Raw genomic sequence first — 18,029 nt, 5'->3', positions numbered from 1 at the left:
GAGGCGGCGCCCGTCCGACGCGAACTGTCGGCCTCTCGGGTCGTCACCGATAATCGATCGAGAAGGTGGCCCGACCGTTGGCGGTGCCCGGCACGACGGGCGCGCCGGTCTGGAAGTAGCGCGCCTGCAACGGCACCGCGATCGTCTCCGCCGACGACACGGATGCCGCCACTTCCCACGGCTCGCCCAGCGGCAACGGACTTCCGTCATCCTTCAGCACCTGAATCGCCATCCCCCTCGCCGTGCTGGTGGATGTCAGCGCCAGCAGGCCGGCCGATGCATCGACCGGGTTGTTGCCGTCGAGCCGCATCGCCAATCCGAACTTGCCTGCCACGCCCGTATCGCAACGCAGCCCGATCGAGAATCGTCGGGACGGAGACGTCGTTCCGACCGCGGCACCGGGGCGTGCCGTGTACGTGCCGAGATCGACGGAGACGGCCGGGGTCGTGGTTGCGCACGTCGTCGCCTGGAACGAGATGTTGTCGAATCCGCGCGTCAGGAAGCGCGCCGCATCGGAATCGTCGCCACTGCCCGATCCCCCGATCAAGACGGTCGGTACCGACAGGACCGGCAGCGGCGTCGGCGCAACAGGCGTCGGACCGGTCTTGACGAGTTCGAGGTCGACCGTTGCGGAAACGATCGTCGGCATCAAGACCGAGCCAATGACGGTTCCGGTCGGGATGGCCGCCATGCCGCTGCCGCGGCTACCCCGATAAGTGACGAACAACGCGAGACCATTCGCGGCAAGCTGCGGATCGTTAGCCGGCCGGTACAGGGTCGCCTCGACCCGCTTCACGATGGCCTCCGGTGTCTTGACGCACGACGCACGGATCTGAACGCCGGTCAGCTGCCACAGCACGGTGTTGATCGGTGTATCGGCCGACACCTTCACGGAAGCCGGCAGCGTGGCGAGCGTGGCCGACGAACCGGACGCGATGATGCATTTCGCGAGGGACGCGCATGCGACGCCACCCGTACCGAACCACATCAACCACGCGCATGCCACGGCCCGAAACACGCCGAGAGACGAATTTACCCGTGCACGCGTTCCCGATTCCACGCCCATCATCAGCTCTCCTTATTGGTATTCACTTTCGATGCCAGTCTGTCCATACATACACGCCATGCTCGCCGACGCGGGCCGGCCCGATGCCGGAGCGGCTGACGGGATGCACGCCATTGGCCGCTCCGGATGCGGATGCCCGCGTGCGGTTAGCGGCGCAAGCGGGCGATCACGCCAGCCGTTCCCGCGAAGAGGGATAGCAGCCCCAGCTGTCCTGCGGCCGTCACCGCCACGACGGTCGCAACCGCCGCCCCGGCCGCCACCGCCACGAAGCCGATGCCGGTCACGACACCGGTGGATGCGCTCTCCGACGGAAAGGGATTGACCCACGGCTCGGCAGGTTCCGACGGCGGTTTGAGCAGGTTACCGAGCCAGTTCATCACGCCGCTCACCGAGGCGCCGCCGGAAACGGATGCGCGTTCGGCTGCATTGATCTCACGCATGACTTTCCTTGTGAAGTAACGATGGAACACTGGACACGATGTCCGAAGCGTGCGGACGACGCGCCGTCATTTCGGCGCCGGCGTATTCATGTCGAACAGGTTTTCCATGATCGAATTGAATACCTTGACGGTCTGCGTCGCGTCGTTGATCACACCGTACAAGGCGCCGCCGACGATGCCAAGCACACCACCGGCGATTGCGCCCACACCCGCACTGAGAATGCCGAGCCCCAGGTAGCCACCGGTGCTGCCGCCGCTGACCCCCCCCTTCCAGACACCGGCGATCGCTCCGCCGACACCGCCGACCACGGACGCGCCGCACCGGCTGAAGAAGCCGCCGCCGCTCACTTCGCCGATTTCCATCATGGTCAACTCACGCATACGTTTTCTCCGTTGATTTGCGTATTGCCGATCGTTCGGGCCGGATCGGCATCGGCCGTCCCGTTGCGCGACGCGCAACGGAAGTTCTTGCAACGCACCTAGACGACAGCCGCTACGCCGGCCTCCTGCGGTTCCGTTTCGTGCGCTCTTCCGCGCTCGAGCACGATGACGCGATCCGCGCTGCGGATGGTTTCGGGCCGGTGCGCGATGATGATCCGCGTGATGCGCATTCCCTTCACCGCGTCGTTGATCAGCCGCTCGCACGCCACGTCGAGATGGCTGGTGGCCTCGTCGAGCACCAGAATCGACGGGCGTCGGTAGAACGCGCGCGCTAGCAGAACACGCTGGCATTGCCCCCCGGACAGCGACGACCCCATGTCGCCGACCAGGCTCTGGTAACCCATCGGCATCGCAACGATGTCGTCATGAATCTGCGCGAGCCGCGCGGCCTCCTCGATGCGTGCGTGATCCGGCTGGGCATCGAAGAAGCAGATGTTGTCGGCCACCGACCCTGCGAACAGAATGTCGTCCTGCATCACGCTGCCGATCCGCTCGCGATAGGCACGCAATCCCAATTTGCGGATATCGATGCCGTCCACCGTCACGGTGCCGCGCTCGGGCACGAGCAGGCCGAGCAGGATCTTCGCCATCGTCGTTTTGCCTTGTCCCGACGGCCCGGCGATCGCGACCGACTCGCCGGCCGCGATCGAGAACGAACAATTGTCCAGGACCCACGGCTCCGTCTCCGCATAGCGAAAGCTGATGCCGCGAACGTCGATTGCCGGCGCGTCCGCATCCGGCAAGCGAATGCCCGCCGACGACTCCATGTCGCTCTCGGTGTCGGTCAACACGATGTCGGCAAGCCGCTCGCCATGCAGTCGCAACATCCGGAAATCGATGACCGTGCCGATCAGGCCCGCGCCACGCGACATGAACTGATCCGCGAAGCTGACGAATGCGACGAGCATCCCCGCCGAAAACTGGCCGGCGAGTACCTGCCGCGCCGCCAGCCAGACGAGCACGACCCGGCCCGCGCCGGCAATCAAGCCCTGCACCGTCGAAAACCCGATCGACAGGCGCTGGACGACGACATGCCTGTTGGCGGTCTCGACCACGGCATTCGCATAGGTGGCGACACGCGCCTCCTGCCGGTTCGCGAGCTTGATCGCCTGCACGCCGCGGATCGACTCGAGCAGGTTCGATTGCGCGCGTGCGTCGTACACGATCTGCTCCTCGTTCGCCTGCTTGAACGGCCGGTATGCAATCCACCGGATCACGCCATAGGCCGCGAACAGCCCCAGCACCAGCCACGTCAATGTCGCGCTGTAGACGAACAGCATCGCCAGCGTGATCGTCGCCATCACTCCATCTAGCAGCGCGCCGACGAACTGCGTGGTGAGGGTGCCCTGGATCGTGTGAATCGCGCCGAACCGGGATACGACGTCGCCGATGTGCCGCTGCTCGAAATACGCGAGCGGGAGCTTGAACAGGTGCGCGCAGACATTGGCCGTCCACTGCACGCCGAGCAGGCTGGAGAACCACGTGACGACCCACGAGCGTAGCGCGGTCACCGCGCTCTGGAACACCACGACAAGCAGGAAGCCGGTGCCGAGCAACGTGAGCAGGTCGGCATCCGCCGATACGAGCACCTGGTCCATCACCCATTGCATGTAGAACGGCGTCACGACACCGAACACTTCGAGCACCGCAGACAGCAGCAGGACCTGCGTCAACGTCGAGCGGATTCCCGTCACGCTGCCGACGAGGCCCGACATCGAGATCGACTCGCGAACCTGCGCCGTTTTGAACGATGGCGACGGCATGATCTCGAGCGCCACGCCGGTAAAGTGCCGGGACGCGTCGGCGATCGGTACGTCCCGTATGCCGCGTGCGGGATCGTGGATCGTGATCCTGCCGCGCGACACCGACTTCAACACGACGAAATGATTCATGTCCCAGTGCAGGATGCACGGGCGGCGAAGCTTGCCGAGCTCGTCGAGATCGAGCCGCAGCGCGCGCGACGCGAGCCCGAGCCGATACGCGATGCCCATCACGTCGTTGAGCGTCGTGCCTTTCAGCGATGGGCTGAAGCGACGTCGCAGGCTCACTAGATCGATGTCGTAGCCGAAGTAGGCTGCGACCATGCCAACGCACGCCAACCCGCACTCGGCCGCCTGGGTTTGCAACAGCATCGGCAGGCGTCGCCGCCAGCCGAAGTGCAATGCATCAAGCCATTTCATCATTGCTCCGCTTCATCACGAGTCAGTCGATCGTCCGCGCCGTCATGCCGATGCGCGGCGCCCGAGCGCGTACAGCGGCTCGAGCACCCACTCGATCAGCCTGCGCGTGTCGATCAGCACGTCGGCTTCGAGCGCCATGCCGGGTCGCAGCGCTTCGCGCTTGCCGTACGCGATCACGTCCTGCCGATCGAGCGCGACGGTGACGCGGTACAACTGCTCCCGGACGTCGGTACGGCCGGTGAGGGTTGCCGCCTCCTGCGGCGTCAGCGCGGTGCGGGACACCTCCGTCACCCGGCCGAACTGCTGGCCGAATTTCTGGAACGGATAGGCGTCGTAGCGCAGCACCACGCGCGCGCCCGGCCGCACGAAGCCGATCGCGCGGCTCGGCACCATCAGCTGCGCTTCGAGACCGGCGCTGACCGGCAGCATCGACACCACCGACTGCCCTGCATTGACGGCCTGCCCTGGCTTCGCAAGCAGCGCGGCCACGACACCGGGCTGCGGCGCACGCAGGACGACGACCCGGCGTGCCTCGTTTTCGGCGATCGACTGGTCGAGCTCGGCGAGCTTGCGCTCGATGGCGCTCTGCTGGTTGCGCGTATTGAGCGGAAGCTCCCGAAGCTGCTGGCGGCACTGGTCCATCTGCTGTTCGACGTCGAGCCGCTGCCGTGCGAGATCCTGCAACCGTGCCTGCGCGTCGAGCAGCGCGGCTTCCTGCTGCTCGACCTGGCTGTTGGATGCGTAGCCCTGTGCGCGCATCGACTTCAGCTTGTCGAGCTGGCTCGTCGCAAGATCCACCTGACGCAGGCGCTGCGTGCGTTCCAGGCCGATCTGGACCCTCTGCCCGGCCAGCGCATTGCTCCGCGCGACGAGGCCACGCCGCGTCTCTTCGCTCAATCGAAGCTGGCTCTCGAGATCGGCCTGAAGTCGCGAGCGCTGGTATGCGAGTTGCCGGCCGACCATCTCGCGCGTGCTGCCCAGCTCGCTCGCCACCTCGCCGGAGACCGTCATCAGCTCTGCCCCGGCTTCGACCTGCTGACCTTCGTGCACGCGCGTGTCGATTACCGTGCCCGTCATCGGCGGCGCAACCGTCAGAAGCCCCTTGGCAGGCAGCAACTGACCGGCCACGCGCTCGCGTTTCGTGTAACTGCCGAACACGATGAACGCGACGAACGCGAGCGTGAGCGTCGTGGCAACGCCGATCGTGATCCAGCGCGACGGGGGCGAATACAGACTGACGGTGCCCATCAGCTTGTGCTTGGTTGCGTCGAGGGCTTCGTCGCGAAACAGGAGATCGGTCATGTGCGCGCTCCGCGCGAAGCCGGCGCCGCAGCCGGCGACGGGATGGCGCCTCCCCGGCAGGCCAACGACGCGACGTCGGCGTCGCTGAGCGTGCCGAGCGCCGCGGACAACTGGATGCGGGCCCGCAGATAGCGATATCGGGCATCCGCGACATCGCGAAGCGCCTCGAAGTACCGCTGCTGTGCATTGAGTTCATCGATTTGCGTGCGCAACCCCACGTCGCGACCGTACCGGGTCGATTTCACTTTGCTGTCTGCCGATGCCACGGCGCGCTCGCGCGCGCGCATCATCGCGAGACCGTTCACGATGCCGAGATACGAGGCGCGCGCCGCTTCGCGCGCCTTACGCCGCGCATCCTCCACTGCATCGCGGGACTGGTCCCGGCGGCGATACGCTTCGCGAGACGCCGACAATTGCCCGCCACCGGCGAACAGTGGAATCGTGACCGTCACGCCGACCGTCGTGGAACGCGTCTTCGACGTCGTGCCGAAAACGTTGTCCAGCACGTTCTCGTTCGCCCCGCGGCTCCAGTTCGTCCCGTAGGTCGCCTGAAGACTGACGAGCGGCAGGTGCGCACCGGTCGCCGCCACGACGTCCGCCTTCGATTGATCGAGTCGTTCCTCGGCGATCCGGACGTCGAGATTTTCTCGAGCCGCCTCGTCCATCGCGGCCCGCAGATCGAACGGCATCGTGTCCGGCACGCAACGCCATTCGACCGGGTCGATCGTGTCGGCGTCGAGGCCCGTCAGGCGGCGAAACGTGCCGCGCGCGACTTCGAGATCGTTCTGCGTGCCGACCTTGCGCGCGAGCGCGTCATCGAGATTGGCCCGTGCTTCGTCGACATCGGTCAAGATGCCGTCGCCGACCTGCAGCGCCGCGCGGGCCCGGTCGAACTGCGCCTGAAACGTCTTTCGCGCGGCCTCGACCGCCTGCAACACCTCGCGGGCGTGCAGCACGTCGAAATAGGCGTCGGCGACCGTCGAGATCAACGTCTGGCCTGCCTTCGTAAACTCGACATCGGCTTCGTCGGCAAGTGCGCTGCCGCGCCGGAACTGCGCGAATCGCGTCACATCGAACAGCGGCTGCACGATGCTCGCCGTCACGTTGTGCCGGCGCACGGCCGCCGCATAGGCGGCCGTCGGCTGGTCTTGCTTCGTATAGGCGCCGTCGAGTTGGGCGCGCGGCAGCAAACCGGCCAGCCCTTGCCAGCGCTTTTCACGGCCGGCGAGCTGCGCGTCGTGCGCCGCGGCGAACCCGGCGTCGAACCCGCGCGCGGCATTCACCGCATCAGCGAGATCCGTCGCATGGGCCGACGACACAAACAACAGCAGGATCCCGACGAGCGACGCGCCGCGCGGCCGCGTCGCACCGCCGGCCGGCCGCACGCATCGCCCGGCGCGCGCCGTCCAGCTGCGCGGCACGGCACCCGCAAGGTGTGCTTTCCGCGATCGATCGACGGAGATCGTCGCGGCGAGTACTATCGACGGCATTGAAAGTCCAGGTAGCAAAGGTCCGATTCGAGGCGGCACGATGCTGCAGTTCGGCATGGCCCAGAATCGATTCGGGATTCCGCCGGAAAAATCCGGTGCGGATGCGGTCGCGCCGTCGGAAGCCATCCCCGTCCGGCATCGATCTTTTATCTGTAATACTGAATTTATCGAAGGAAATTTCGCCGGCCCAGGTTCAGACCGGAAAGGAACGAGAAGAAATCCGCGAACGATACGGACCAGCGGCCCTCGGCCGGATGAATAGCGGCGATCGACACGTCGATATTGACACCGTGGACAGAAGCGGATGTCGCCGAGACCGGCCTGCCGTTGACGACGACGTGCGCGCCCGTGCCGATACTGATGCACGACAGCGCGTTCCCGCCGTTGAAGCCGAGAATACTGCCGCCGGCCGTCAGGCCCGCACCCGATATCCGGCGCACATCGCCATTACTCAATTCACGCATCGTTTTCACCTGAAAAAATCACCAAATCCGAATTTCTTAAATCCGCCGCCGCGGCATTGACGACGACGTTTGAATGTTACGTTCGTGCCGATCCATTTCAATTGGACACGCACGCTAATTCGAATCGGACACGTCCTTCTATTTCGAGATGAATGGACGCATTCGTTTTCGCACCGCGAAACTCGAGCAGGTGGGAACCCCTTCGCGTGAATGACGCGCGACGCCGCTAGTCATAGCTCATCGTGACGGTGATCGATGCATTGGCGCTGCCGCCGGTTACCGCAGCGGCGGTTTGGTAGTAGCGCGCCCGAAACGGCACGCTGTAGGAGCCGGCTGCGCCCGAATAGCCGGTCATTTTCGTCGTCGTCCCGAACGCAAGCGGCTTCCCACTTTCGTCGAGCAATTGCAGACCGATCCCCGTCGCGCTCGACGACCCGTTCAACGTCGCGACCGAATCCCCGGTCCCCGGCACGATCTTCGTCGTCGGGTCGAACCGGTAGTAGATGCCCGTGCGGCCCGCCGGGCACGCGTTGAGCCGAAGATCAAACGGCGTCTCGCCAGCCGTCGACCCAACGCCGGTGAAGCGGTTCGTCGTCGGTCTGACCATGTTCACGCTGATGCTCGGCATCGAACAGGCCGGCGTCGTGATTCTGAAACCCACGGTCTTCAACGTCGCAACCGTCAGGCCATCCAGTTTCATCTGCGCAAAGACGGAACCGGCCGGGACGTCGCCGACGCCGACCGGCCCCGTCACGACGAGCCTCGCGCCGAGCGTCGAGTTGCTCCATCCCCAGTCGCCGGTCCAAGCGCCGCCGTCCCCTTCGCCCCAGTACCGTGGCGCAGACGTGCCGGCCTGCTTGTCATAAAATGCAAGCCCGATACCCGGCACCGTGGTCGCAAACGTAAAGGGCGTCACGCTGCTGCCGACCCTGGCTCCGCCTTGAACACTCCGATTGGATCGCCCGGGCGCACTGCACCGTGCGAACGAAACGGCATCGGTCGCGACGCCCACGTCGTCCAGTACAGTGCCGACAGCGGTGCCCGGCGCCACGTGATATTGCGGCTTCAACGCGACATTGACGATCAGCTCGGTCTTGTTGTTGATGAATTGGCAGGCTGCGTCCGCGTCACCCGGCGTCGCCAACGACGCCGTCATCAGGCAGCCTGCAAAAAGGCGATACAAGTTCATTTCTCGGTACTCGGATTCATGCGCGCACGCCGCTTCACCCGCTCGCGTGGCGCGACGCCGCGTGTCGCCCGGACGGGCCATCCGGCAACCGGCCGATGGAACTTTTCACTAACGGGATGGCGCGATCGCGACAGGACGTTGACGGGATATTTGCCGATTCGACAAGACCGGTGCGGATGCGAATCATGAATACCCGCGCCGGTCGATTCCGAAAGGATCTTGAAAACCAATACCGGTCGAGTCTATCTGTGAAGGTCACACCCGGAAATAAGACATCGTCTCGTTTTCAACGGACTTTGCCAGAATTGACGAGACGAGTCTGATGCTCGGGATCTCTCGGCGCGATCGCCCGCCTTCGCGCGCCGTCCCGGTAACCACGAGCGCCGTTCTCGTGCCCTTCCAGCATCGCTCATGCGCCACTAAACCGTCCGCTTGACCAGCATCGTCCGAATCTCCGAAATCGCCTTGGTCGGCTTCAGCCTCTTCGGGCACACGTACGTGCAGTTCATGATCGTCCGGCAGCGGAACAGCCGGTACGGATCCTCGAGATCGTCGAGCCGCTCGGCCGTCGCGAGATCGCGCGAATCGGCGATGAAGCGGAACGCTGCTGCAGCCAGGCCGGGCCGACGACCTTGTCCGGGTTCCGCCAGTAACTCGGACGACTTCGAACAGCACGCGCACGGGATGCATCCGTACAGCCCGTCGAACTGATCGCACCCTGCCGGCGATTGCAGCCGCTCGCGCGCGGGCGGCGTCGTGGCGTTGATGTCGCCTCGCCAGGAATCGGATTCGGCGTCGGGGTGGCGCCAGCCGGCGACGTAGTGCCCGGCACCCTGGAGGAACAGCCCCAGGCGCATCTGGCGGCGGGAAGGTGTGCTGCGATCGGTGCTCGTGATTGAAGCGACGTAAAGGTGTGAAAAAGGACGTGCGAGATCGGCCGTGCTGCGCATCGTGTCGATCAGTTCCGGCACGAACGCGAGCGCGGGATCGTGCGCGGTCGCATCCGCGAACTTCGCGGCGAGGTCGTCGGTGCCGACGAGGCGTTCGGTGCGCTGCCGCAGCGTGTCGCCGTCGCGCAGCGCGATCTCGACGACCGAGAAGCGCGTCCCGGGATCGGTCGACGCGCGCGGCGCAGCCGGATCCTTCCGGTTCCGGCCCGATGGGAGCGTCGGATACTAGCGAAGCATTCGCACCGGCCCATCCAAGTATTCGAGCTTTCTATATCGCGTATTCAGCGCTGCCCGAGGGGAGTCAGATAACTTCGCTCCGTCCATGACGCTGCCGATGAACCGGGTGATGGCTGACCGGGTGCTTGCTGCTCCCGTGATGCGTCAGGCCGGCAGTCGACACGCGCCGTGCCGCCGACATGGCGGAACGACGAAATTCCAAGAAAGAGTCAATCGGAAAGCTGAATCAGGACGGGATTTCCCAGGGATCCGAATGAACTGTCCAATCGATTTACTGCGCGGCGCCATCGCCATGATCCACGACGGAAGGCGCGCCGCAGGCGACAAATCGCGCTTCGACACCGCTTCGCACCACCAGGTCGAAGCGCTCCGGCCGAATATGAAACAGCGTGGACTCGCACGTGCGGCCGTCAGCCAGACGAGACGTACGCCGCAACACCAGCAGCGGCCCCTGCTTGCCGGTCTTTAGCAGGGCGGCGATATCGTCCGGCGCGGCCACGGCCGTCACCGACATGTCGGCGTCGGCAATGCGCCAGCCGAGCAACTGCTCCAGCAGTTCGTAAGTCGGCATGCTATCGGCTTGCGCATAAGCGACGTCACGTGCCTCGGGCAACAGACAGGTCTGCGCGAGCGCGATCGGCTCGTCGTCGACCCAGTGCAGGCGTTCGAGATAAATGCAGCGCGTGACGTCGGCTGCGAATACTTGCTGCAAGCCCGGCGGGACGTCACATGTTTCCATTCGCAGCAATTCCATTCGCGCGCGGGCGCCCTGCCCGGCGATCGAATCGTGGAGCCCGCGGAGCACGTCGAGCCGATGCCGCAGCCGCTGCTTCGCGGCGAACGTCCCTTTGCCCTGCTTGCGCTCGACGATACGCGCATCGGCCAGGCGGTCGAGCGCGAGCCTGACGGTCACGCGGCTCACCTCGAAACGTTCGCTCAACTGCGCCTCGGACGGCAGCTTGCCGGTCGGCTCGTACACGCCGCGTTCAATTTCGTCGCGCAGCGTCGTCGCGATCTGCTCGTAAAGCGACGTCGCGTCCTCACGCACCAGCGTCATCGGTCTTTCCTTTCCGTGCTCGGCCCGCGCTATGCGCGATCTCGGATATCGATATGAAAAGCAATTGGATCGCTCAACTTGTATTAATACGTATTATGACATTTCGACAGATGATCGGGGCTGCCGTTTCAGTTTCACGGCCCCGACGCACGGGGAGCATATCAGTGACTGACAACGCAATCGGCACGCCGCCGCTCGACGGCGCGCAGGCCAGCCGGCCGACACGGGCCGAACCGGCCACGGCGCCGCGCACCGATCCGCATGCGACGGGCCGTTCGCGCAGCGCACAGTGGCGTGCCGCGATCGGCTTCGCCGCCGCGTGGCTCGCGTTCTTCGCGATCGCGTGGTGGCTGCCTGCGCCTGCGCATCTGTCCGCCGAAGGCAAGGCGACGCTCGCCGTCGTCGCGTGGGTCGCGATCGTATGGATCACCGAGGCGATTCCCGTCGGCGTGAGCGGCATCCTGCTGCCGATGCTGCTCGTGCTGTCGCACGCGAGCCCGTCGTTTCCGAAGGCAGCCAGCGGCTTCGCCGCGCCGGTCGTGTTCCTGTGCCTCGCCGCGTTCCTGTTCTCGGCGATCATGCAGGCGAGCGGGCTCGACCGCCGCATCGCGCTGCTACTGCTCGACCGGCTGAAGGTGCGCACGGCCAACGGCGTGATCTGGGCGATGTTCGCGGTGAACTGCGTGATGGCCCTCGTCGTGCCGGCCGCGAACGCACGCGCCGCGACGCTGCTGCCGGTCACGAATGGCATCGTCCGGCTGTTCGGCGAAACGCCGCGCGAGCGCGCCGCGCGCAAGGCGATCGTGATCCAGACGCTCGTGTACGGCGCGATGATCAGCGGCATGTGCATCCTGACGGCGCATCTGCCGAACATGGTCGTGTCGGGCTTGCTGGAGAAACAGCTCGGCATCCGGATCTCGTACCTGACGTGGCTGAAACTGCAGTGGCCCTATCTCGGGATGTTCGCGATCACGCAAGCCTGGGTGCAGTTTCATTTCCGCTCGCGCGCCGTCGCGATTCCCGGCGGCCCCGGCGCGATCGCGGCGATGCGTCGCGCGCAACCACCCGCGGCGCGCAACGACTGGGCCGTACTCGCACTGTTCGCGGCCGTCGCGGTGTTGTGGGCCACCGAGCCGCTGCACCACCTGCCGTCGGAAATCGTCGCATTGATCGCGCTGGCGCTGCTGTTCGCGCCCGGCGTGCTGCGGTTCGGCTGGGCCGAGGTCGAACAGCGCACGATCTGGGGCACGCTGTTCCTGCTCGCCGGTGCGTTGTCGCTGTCGTCGGCGATCAGTGCGTCGGGGCTCGCGAACTGGGCCGCCGATCACGTCTACGTCGCCGCGCGCGGGCACGGCTGGTGGCTCGCCATCGCGATCGTGATGCTCGGCACGCACGTGATCCGCATCGGCATGCTGTCCAACGTCGCGGCCGTCACGATGATCGCGCCAATCGCGCTGGCGCTCGCACCGCGTCTCGGGCTGCATCCGGTCGCGTTCACGATGCTCGTCAGCGATACCGACAGCTTCGCGTATCTGCTGCCCACTCAGATCACCGCAGGCGTCATCGCGTACAGCAGCGGCGCGTTCTCGACGGCCGACTACGCGAAGGTCGGCGCGGTATCGGTGCTGATCGCGATCGTCTACGGCCTCTGCGTGATGGCACCGTGGTACGCCTATATGGGTATCCCCGTCTGGGACGCGAGCGCGCCCTGGCCGTTCGCGCACTGACGCGCGCCCTCTTCCATCGACATCATTTTTCCTTCGCCATGAACGACTCCGACGACACTCTCGATACCGTCGATGCGCGCGCCGCCGCGCTGCGCGACCGCCTGGGCCCGCACGTCGCGCCCCAAGGCCTGTACGAGCGCCACAAGCGCCTGCCGTTCGCCGGACGCGTGCAATGCAACGTCACGCGCCTCGAAGCCGGCGAGTGGAACGAGATCGTGCTCGACTACGAGGTCGGCTCGTCCGGCATCGCCGACGGCGGCTGGCTGAAGGCGACCTTCAAGTTCTACTCGGACTGGGCGCTGTTCCAGACGAGCGACCCGAGCGCCGCGAACTACATCAGCGCCGAATACCACGCGGCGCCGCTCGTGCCGGGCCAGAGCCCGGCCACCGTGCAGGCGCTGAACGTGCGCTTCGACCAGAAGGGGCACGAGCGGCCGTTCCAGAAGGCCGTGATCGTCGACGTCGTCGACGGCTACGTGAACGCCGGCGACCGGATCGTGATCCGCCTCGGCGACCGCCGCCGCGGCCCCGGCACGCGCGTGCAGACCTTCGCGGAAGACAACTTCCGCTTCCGGCTCTACGTCGATCCGCTCGGCACGTCGCGGTTCGTCGCGGTGCCGGGCGACGTATCGATCGACATCCGTGCCGGCGCGCCCTCCGACGTGCTGCTGAACGGCCCGCGCTTCGTGCAGCCCGGCACGCGCGCGCCGTTCCGGCTGTCGCTGCAGGACCGCTGGGGCAACGCGTGCCGCGAGGTCGGCGGTCATGCGCGGGTCGTCGCGTATGACGCCCGTGGCGAGATCGTCTACCGGCGCGAACACGCGCTGCCCGACGCAGGCTTTGCGAGCTGCGCGGTGGACGACCTGCCGGTCGACGCGGGCACGCTGCGCATCGTGGCCGACGTGCCGGCGCGCCCGGACGTGCGCGCGGCCGAAGCGTGGCTGACGGTCGACGCGTCGCTGCCCGCGCCGCGCGCGCTGTATGCGGATCTTCATGTGCATGCACACGACACGGTCGGCACCAACAGCCCCGAGTACAACGCGCGCTACGCACGCGACATCGGCGGCATCGACGTGCTCGGCTATACCGCGAACGATTTCCAGATCACCGACGAGAACTGGCGGCTCGGCGTCGACGCGGTCGAACGCTTCAACGAGCCGGGACGCTTCGTCGCGTATCCGGTGCAGGAATGGTGCGGCAGCTCGACCGCGGGCGGCGACCACAACGTGGTGTTCCTCGGCGACGCGCGACCGGATTTCCCGTACAACGCGCGTGGCGAGCACAACCGGACGCTGGTCTGGAACGAGGACATGAAGGGGAATGCGGTCGAACTCGGCCGCTGGCCCGTCGAGGAACTGTGGGATGCGTATGCGGACGATGCCGCGCAACATCTGGTGATGCCGCACGTCGGCGGTCGTCGTTATATCCCCGACTGGCACCATCCGGAGCTCGAACGCCTCGTCGAGATCGCATCGTCATGGGGCCATTTCGGCTGGCTGTACCAGGACGTGATCGCACGCGGCTATCAGCTCGGCGTCGCGGCCAGCGGCGACGAACATCGCGGCCGGCCCGGCGGCGGCGCACCCGGCGTGCAGGTGTTCGGCGTGCATGGCGGGCTGACGGGCGTGCTCGCGCCCGCGCTCGATCGACAGCACGTCGGCGAAGCCCTGCGCGCGCGGCACACGTGGGCGACCACCGGCGAGCACAGTGCGCTGCTGGTTCGCTGCGGCGATCACCGGCAAGGCGACGCATTCGCGCACGAAGGGCCGGCGCGGCTCGACTATCGGCTGCTCGGCCAATCGGGCTGGGAATACGTGGCCGCCTACGATCACGACGGCTTGCTGTGGGAACGCAACCTGCATGCGGAACTCGGCTATGCGGAGCGCCTGGTCCGGGTGCGCTGGGGCGGCGCCCGCATTCGCGACCGCTACCGCTGGGCCGCATGGCGCGGCCGGATCCGGATCGTCAACGGCACGATCCATCGTTTCGGATCGAATGGGTTCGAGCATGTCGAGGAATCGGCATGGCGGTCCGGCGCGACCGACGTCGAATTCCATAGCGACACCTACGGCGACGCGGACAGCATCGAGCTCGACATCGGCAATCTCGCCGCCGCGACGATCGTGGTCGAAGGCACGATCGACAGCTTCGCGAAGGTCGGCGATCCGCTGCAGCGCAACCCGTTCGTGCACGCGCCGGCGTTCCGCTTCGAAATCAGCGGCGCGGAGCTGCTCGCGCGCGGGACGGCGATGCATGCGCTCGGCGGCACGGAGTTGTTCGTCGCAATCGAGCGTCTGACGGACCACGCGCTTCCAGTCGACCTGGCGGACAGCATCGACGTCGCGCCTCGCAACGCATCGTTCGGATTCCGTCCCGTGTATTTCTTCGGTCGGCAGCGCAACGACAGCAAGGTGTGGTCGTCCGCGCAGTTCATTACGTTTCGGTGAAGCGGCGGTCGGATCCGATGCGTGATGGCAATGAACCCGGGTCGCCTCAGCGGCATAGCGCCTCGAGACGCTTGCCGTTCGTGTTCGGCCCGAAAATCCAGATCATAACCACTCTGCCATCTCCCGCCCGATGACAGATCCATCGCTGACGTCAATGGGACGCCCGTCTGCATCGTTCAACTGCTGCATCAGCATCTTATAATTAGGAGGTGGAGCTATACACTTTGCGATCGCTTCGACAACGTCAGATATCGAGACATAACCCTGATGAAGATGTATTGGCCAATTTATTAAATTATTGAGAAATATGCGTGTTTTCGGCTGATCGCCGCGCAACCGGGCTCCGAGCCATCAATTCTAACGAAGATCGATGTGGATTGATGTTGCCTGCAGGCACCTACACAACGCCTACACACAAAGGAAGAACCGGCAATTCATTGGATATCAAGACATTCAACCCATTGAATAATTTGAGCTTTACAAAGACCAAACGCCGTCAAACATCCGGATCCGGAATCCGCGCCGACTGAATCACCACCAGCGTATCGCCCGCCTCGATCCTGCACGGCGGATCCTCGTAAAACGAATGGATCTTCCCGCAGCGATCGAGCCCGACCACGATCGCGCCCGGCACCACGTTCGTCATGCAGCCGATCTCGTGCGGCAACGCCTCGCGCTCGAGCAGCGTCGCGCGCCCGCGCGTCGACAGCATGTCGTTGACGAACGGCACGATGTAGCGGCTGTGGACCGCATCCGCCAGCAACAGCGCGCCGATCTTCGTCGACGACACGATCACGTCCGCGCCGGCCTGCCGCAATTGCCGCTGGTACAGGTTCTCCTGGATCCGCACGACGATCTTCGTATCGGGCGCGATGCTGCGCACCGACAGCGTCAGCAGGATCGCGGTCGGATCGTCGGTCACCGAAATGATCACGGCCTTCGCCGCGCGCACCTGCGCCTGCTGCAACAGATCCTCGTGCGCCGGATCGCCGAGCAAACCCGTCACGCCGAGCGACGTCGCGGCCTCGAGGGCCTGCTGCTGCGAATCGATCACGATGATCGTCGCCGGATCGACGCCGCTTTCCAGCAACTCGCGCACCGCGATCGACCCCGACAGGCCATAACCGCACACGACGATGTGATCGGACAGCTGCTTCTGCAGGCGTTTCATGCGGAATTCCTCGATGACGCGCTGGATCACGAACTGATACGCCGTGCCCAGGAAAATGAACCAGATGCCGATGCGGATCGGCACGATGAAGAACGCATCGAGCAGGCGCGCCCGCGCCGTGACGGGCACGATATCGCCGTAGCCGACCGTCGCGACCGTGACCATCGTGAAGTACACGAGATCGGCCACGGTCATCGGCGTGCTCTTGGTCGAATCGCGCAGGCCGTCGCGATCGAGATACAGCACGAGGAACGCGAGCGTGCACAGCAGCACGACCGCGCCGAGACGGAACAGCAGCGTGCGCCGCGGCGATGTCGCGGGGCGCGTGAACAGCGTGCGCGCACGCGGCGCCTGCCACGGGTTGCGGGCGCGACGCAGGCGCACGCGCAACGAGCGGCGCTGATCGGATGGCGTCAACGGGAAATCTCCTGAAGGATGCGGGCTCGATTCTACGACGGGAACGCGTGCGCCCGGCCGTCACAGCATGCTGCGCGGCCGCACCATCGTCCCGTCGACGAAACGCCGCGCGCGAAACGCCGACAGGTCGAGCGACGACGCGCCCGTGTCGATCCATTCCGCGAGCAGCCGGCCGACGATCGGCCCCATCGCGAAACCGTGCCCGCAGAACCCTGTCGCGATCGCGAGCCCCGACGGCGTGCCGGGCGCATCGATCACCGGGATGCCGTCGGGCAGCACGTCGATCAGCCCGGCCCACGCCTCGACGACCTGCGCATCCTTCAACGCGGGAAAGATCGCCTTGAGCTTCGCGAGCGCGCGCGGCGCATGCGCGCGGTTCGGCTGCGGTTGTGGATCGCGCGGCTCGATCGGCCCGGTCGAGCCGTTGATGCGGGCGAACACGTCGCGCCATGCGGACGCATTCAGGTGCAGCCGGAATTTGTCGCGCTGCGACCAGAATTCCGGCCAGAAGAGGCTCAACCCACGCAGGTGACCGAGCGTCAGATCGACGTCGACCTGCATGTCGTCGGCGAGATTGATCGCGCCGTTCTTGCGCTGCCGGATGCCGAGACCATGCCCCCACACCGTCGCCGCCGACACCGGCGGGACCACGTTGGTGCGCATGCAGGTGCCGCGCACGGCCTGCTGCGGCAGCCGGATGCCGACGCCGTCGAGCAGCCGGAAACTGGTCGCGCCGGCCGCGCAGATCACGCGCCGCGTGCGGATCGTGCCGCGTTCGGTCGCGACGCCGACGACCGCGCCGCCCGCCGTCTCGATCGCGGTCACGCCGCAGCCTTCGAAGAAACGCGCGCCGGCCTCGCTCGCGCGCGCCGCGAATGCGGCAGCCACGCGACGCGGCTCGGCCTGCCCGTCGGTCGCCGTATACAAGCCGCCGAGCGTACGCGCGTGCGTCGACAGCCCGTTTACGCGTTCGTCGATCTCGGCGCGCGTCAGCGTGCGCGTGTCGAGCCCGTGCTCGCGCGCCACGGCAAGCCACGCCTGGAACGAGGCCCAGTCGTCTTCGTTGTCCGCCAGGTAGAGGCAGCCGCCCTGCCGCCATTCGAGATCGAAGCCGAGCGCCTGCTCGAGGCCTTCCCAGATCCGCATGCCGGCCATCATCAGCGGCACTTCGGCGGATTCGCGCCCCTGCTGCCGCACGAAGCCCCACGCGCGCGTCGATTGCTGGCCGGCGATGCGCGACTTGTCGAGCACGACGGCTTTCAACCCGCGCAGGCCGAGGTAATAAGCGGCCGCGCAGCCCATGATGCCGGCGCCGGCGATCACGACGTCGGCTTCGGGCGGAAACGCCGTCTCGGCGTGGCTGAATGCGTCGTGCAGCGGATAGGTGGTGGTCATTGTTTTCTGTCGGATGTCGGTGCGTGGCCGGCAAAGCTTATCCCGGCAACGTCGTC

At 66.0% G+C, this 18,029-nt stretch carries 13 protein-coding genes; 2 read left to right on the top strand and 11 right to left on the bottom strand.

Translation table 11 applies throughout. The features are described from left to right. Positions 1–43 precede the first annotated feature (43 nt). The 9 genes from HWX62_RS10180 to HWX62_RS10140 form a co-directional block, all read right to left on the bottom strand. Entirely contained in the window at positions 44–892 is an 849-nt protein-coding gene (locus HWX62_RS10180; RefSeq protein WP_175928710.1) for a fimbrial protein, read from the bottom strand. Between the two features lie 320 nt (positions 893–1,212). Beyond that, the gene (locus HWX62_RS10175; RefSeq protein ID WP_175928711.1) at positions 1,213–1,506 is read right to left on the bottom strand and encodes a hypothetical protein; all 294 of its coding nucleotides are present in this window, start codon (positions 1,504–1,506) and stop codon (positions 1,213–1,215) included. Between the two features lie 66 nt (positions 1,507–1,572). Further along, complete coding sequence (locus HWX62_RS10170) at positions 1,573–1,887, bottom strand: hypothetical protein (RefSeq protein ID WP_175928712.1); 315 nt, start codon at positions 1,885–1,887, stop codon at positions 1,573–1,575. Between the two features lie 98 nt (positions 1,888–1,985). Beyond that, positions 1,986–4,130 (bottom strand): peptidase domain-containing ABC transporter, encoded by a 2,145-nt coding sequence (locus HWX62_RS10165; protein ID WP_244136013.1) that lies wholly within the window; start codon positions 4,128–4,130, stop codon positions 1,986–1,988. A 39-nt stretch (positions 4,131–4,169) separates the two neighbouring features. Beyond that, complete coding sequence (locus HWX62_RS10160) at positions 4,170–5,429, bottom strand: HlyD family efflux transporter periplasmic adaptor subunit (protein WP_175928714.1); 1,260 nt, start codon at positions 5,427–5,429, stop codon at positions 4,170–4,172. Then, a complete protein-coding gene (locus tag HWX62_RS10155) occupies positions 5,426–7,285 on the bottom strand; it encodes a TolC family outer membrane protein (RefSeq protein WP_244136012.1) in 1,860 nt (619 codons plus the stop codon). Before HWX62_RS10155 ends, HWX62_RS10160 begins: the two co-directional genes overlap by 4 nt. Positions 7,286–7,609: 324 nt before the next feature. Then, the gene (locus tag HWX62_RS10150; RefSeq protein ID WP_175928715.1) at positions 7,610–8,572 is read right to left on the bottom strand and encodes a fimbrial protein; all 963 of its coding nucleotides are present in this window, start codon (positions 8,570–8,572) and stop codon (positions 7,610–7,612) included. Between the two features lie 419 nt (positions 8,573–8,991). Next, complete coding sequence (locus tag HWX62_RS33295) at positions 8,992–9,543, bottom strand: 4Fe-4S dicluster domain-containing protein (RefSeq protein ID WP_347879936.1); 552 nt, start codon at positions 9,541–9,543, stop codon at positions 8,992–8,994. 487 nt (positions 9,544–10,030) lie between these two features. Next, positions 10,031–10,816 carry a GntR family transcriptional regulator gene (locus tag HWX62_RS10140; RefSeq protein ID WP_175928716.1) on the bottom strand — a complete coding sequence of 262 codons (786 nt, stop codon included), beginning with the start codon at positions 10,814–10,816 and terminating at the stop codon, positions 10,031–10,033. Between the two features lie 164 nt (positions 10,817–10,980). On the opposite strand from HWX62_RS10140, the gene HWX62_RS10135 reads away from it, so the two are divergent. Together HWX62_RS10135 and HWX62_RS10130 are read left to right on the top strand one after the other, a co-directional pair. Continuing rightward, positions 10,981–12,543 (top strand): DASS family sodium-coupled anion symporter, encoded by a 1,563-nt coding sequence (locus tag HWX62_RS10135; protein ID WP_244136011.1) that lies wholly within the window; start codon positions 10,981–10,983, stop codon positions 12,541–12,543. A gap of 38 nt (positions 12,544–12,581) precedes the next feature. Then, on the top strand, positions 12,582–14,990 hold the full coding sequence (locus tag HWX62_RS10130) for a hypothetical protein (RefSeq protein WP_175928717.1): 2,409 nt from the start codon (positions 12,582–12,584) through the stop codon (positions 14,988–14,990). Between the two features lie 496 nt (positions 14,991–15,486). On the opposite strand, the gene HWX62_RS10125 is transcribed toward HWX62_RS10130, so the two are convergent. Beyond that, positions 15,487–16,578 carry a potassium channel family protein gene (locus tag HWX62_RS10125; RefSeq protein ID WP_244136010.1) on the bottom strand — a complete coding sequence of 364 codons (1,092 nt, stop codon included), beginning with the start codon at positions 16,576–16,578 and terminating at the stop codon, positions 15,487–15,489. Positions 16,579–16,638: 60 nt separating this feature from the next. Next, positions 16,639–17,973: an FAD-binding oxidoreductase gene (locus HWX62_RS10120; protein ID WP_175928718.1), complete on the bottom strand. Its 1,335-nt coding sequence runs from the start codon at positions 17,971–17,973 to the stop codon at positions 16,639–16,641. Positions 17,974–18,029: the final 56 nt, after the last annotated feature.

The sequence above is a fragment of the Burkholderia sp. BCC0506 genome, assembly GCF_902833145.1.
Classification (GTDB): domain Bacteria; phylum Pseudomonadota; class Gammaproteobacteria; order Burkholderiales; family Burkholderiaceae; genus Burkholderia.
This window is presented reverse-complemented; position numbering and strand designations above follow the sequence as displayed.

Coding starts and splice junctions, on each gene's coding strand:
- HWX62_RS10175 (WP_175928711.1), bottom strand. CDS start 1,506: ATGCGTGAGATCAATGCAGCCGAACGCGCATCCGTTTCCGGCGGCGCC.
- HWX62_RS10170 (WP_175928712.1), bottom strand. CDS start 1,887: ATGCGTGAGTTGACCATGATGGAAATCGGCGAAGTGAGCGGCGGCGGC.
- HWX62_RS10165 (WP_244136013.1), bottom strand. CDS start 4,130: ATGATGAAATGGCTTGATGCATTGCACTTCGGCTGGCGGCGACGCCTG.
- HWX62_RS10160 (WP_175928714.1), bottom strand. CDS start 5,429: ATGACCGATCTCCTGTTTCGCGACGAAGCCCTCGACGCAACCAAGCAC.
- HWX62_RS10150 (WP_175928715.1), bottom strand. CDS start 8,572: ATGAACTTGTATCGCCTTTTTGCAGGCTGCCTGATGACGGCGTCGTTG.
- HWX62_RS10140 (WP_175928716.1), bottom strand. CDS start 10,816: ATGACGCTGGTGCGTGAGGACGCGACGTCGCTTTACGAGCAGATCGCG.
- HWX62_RS10130 (WP_175928717.1), top strand. CDS start 12,582: ATGAACGACTCCGACGACACTCTCGATACCGTCGATGCGCGCGCCGCC.
- HWX62_RS10120 (WP_175928718.1), bottom strand. CDS start 17,973: ATGACCACCACCTATCCGCTGCACGACGCATTCAGCCACGCCGAGACG.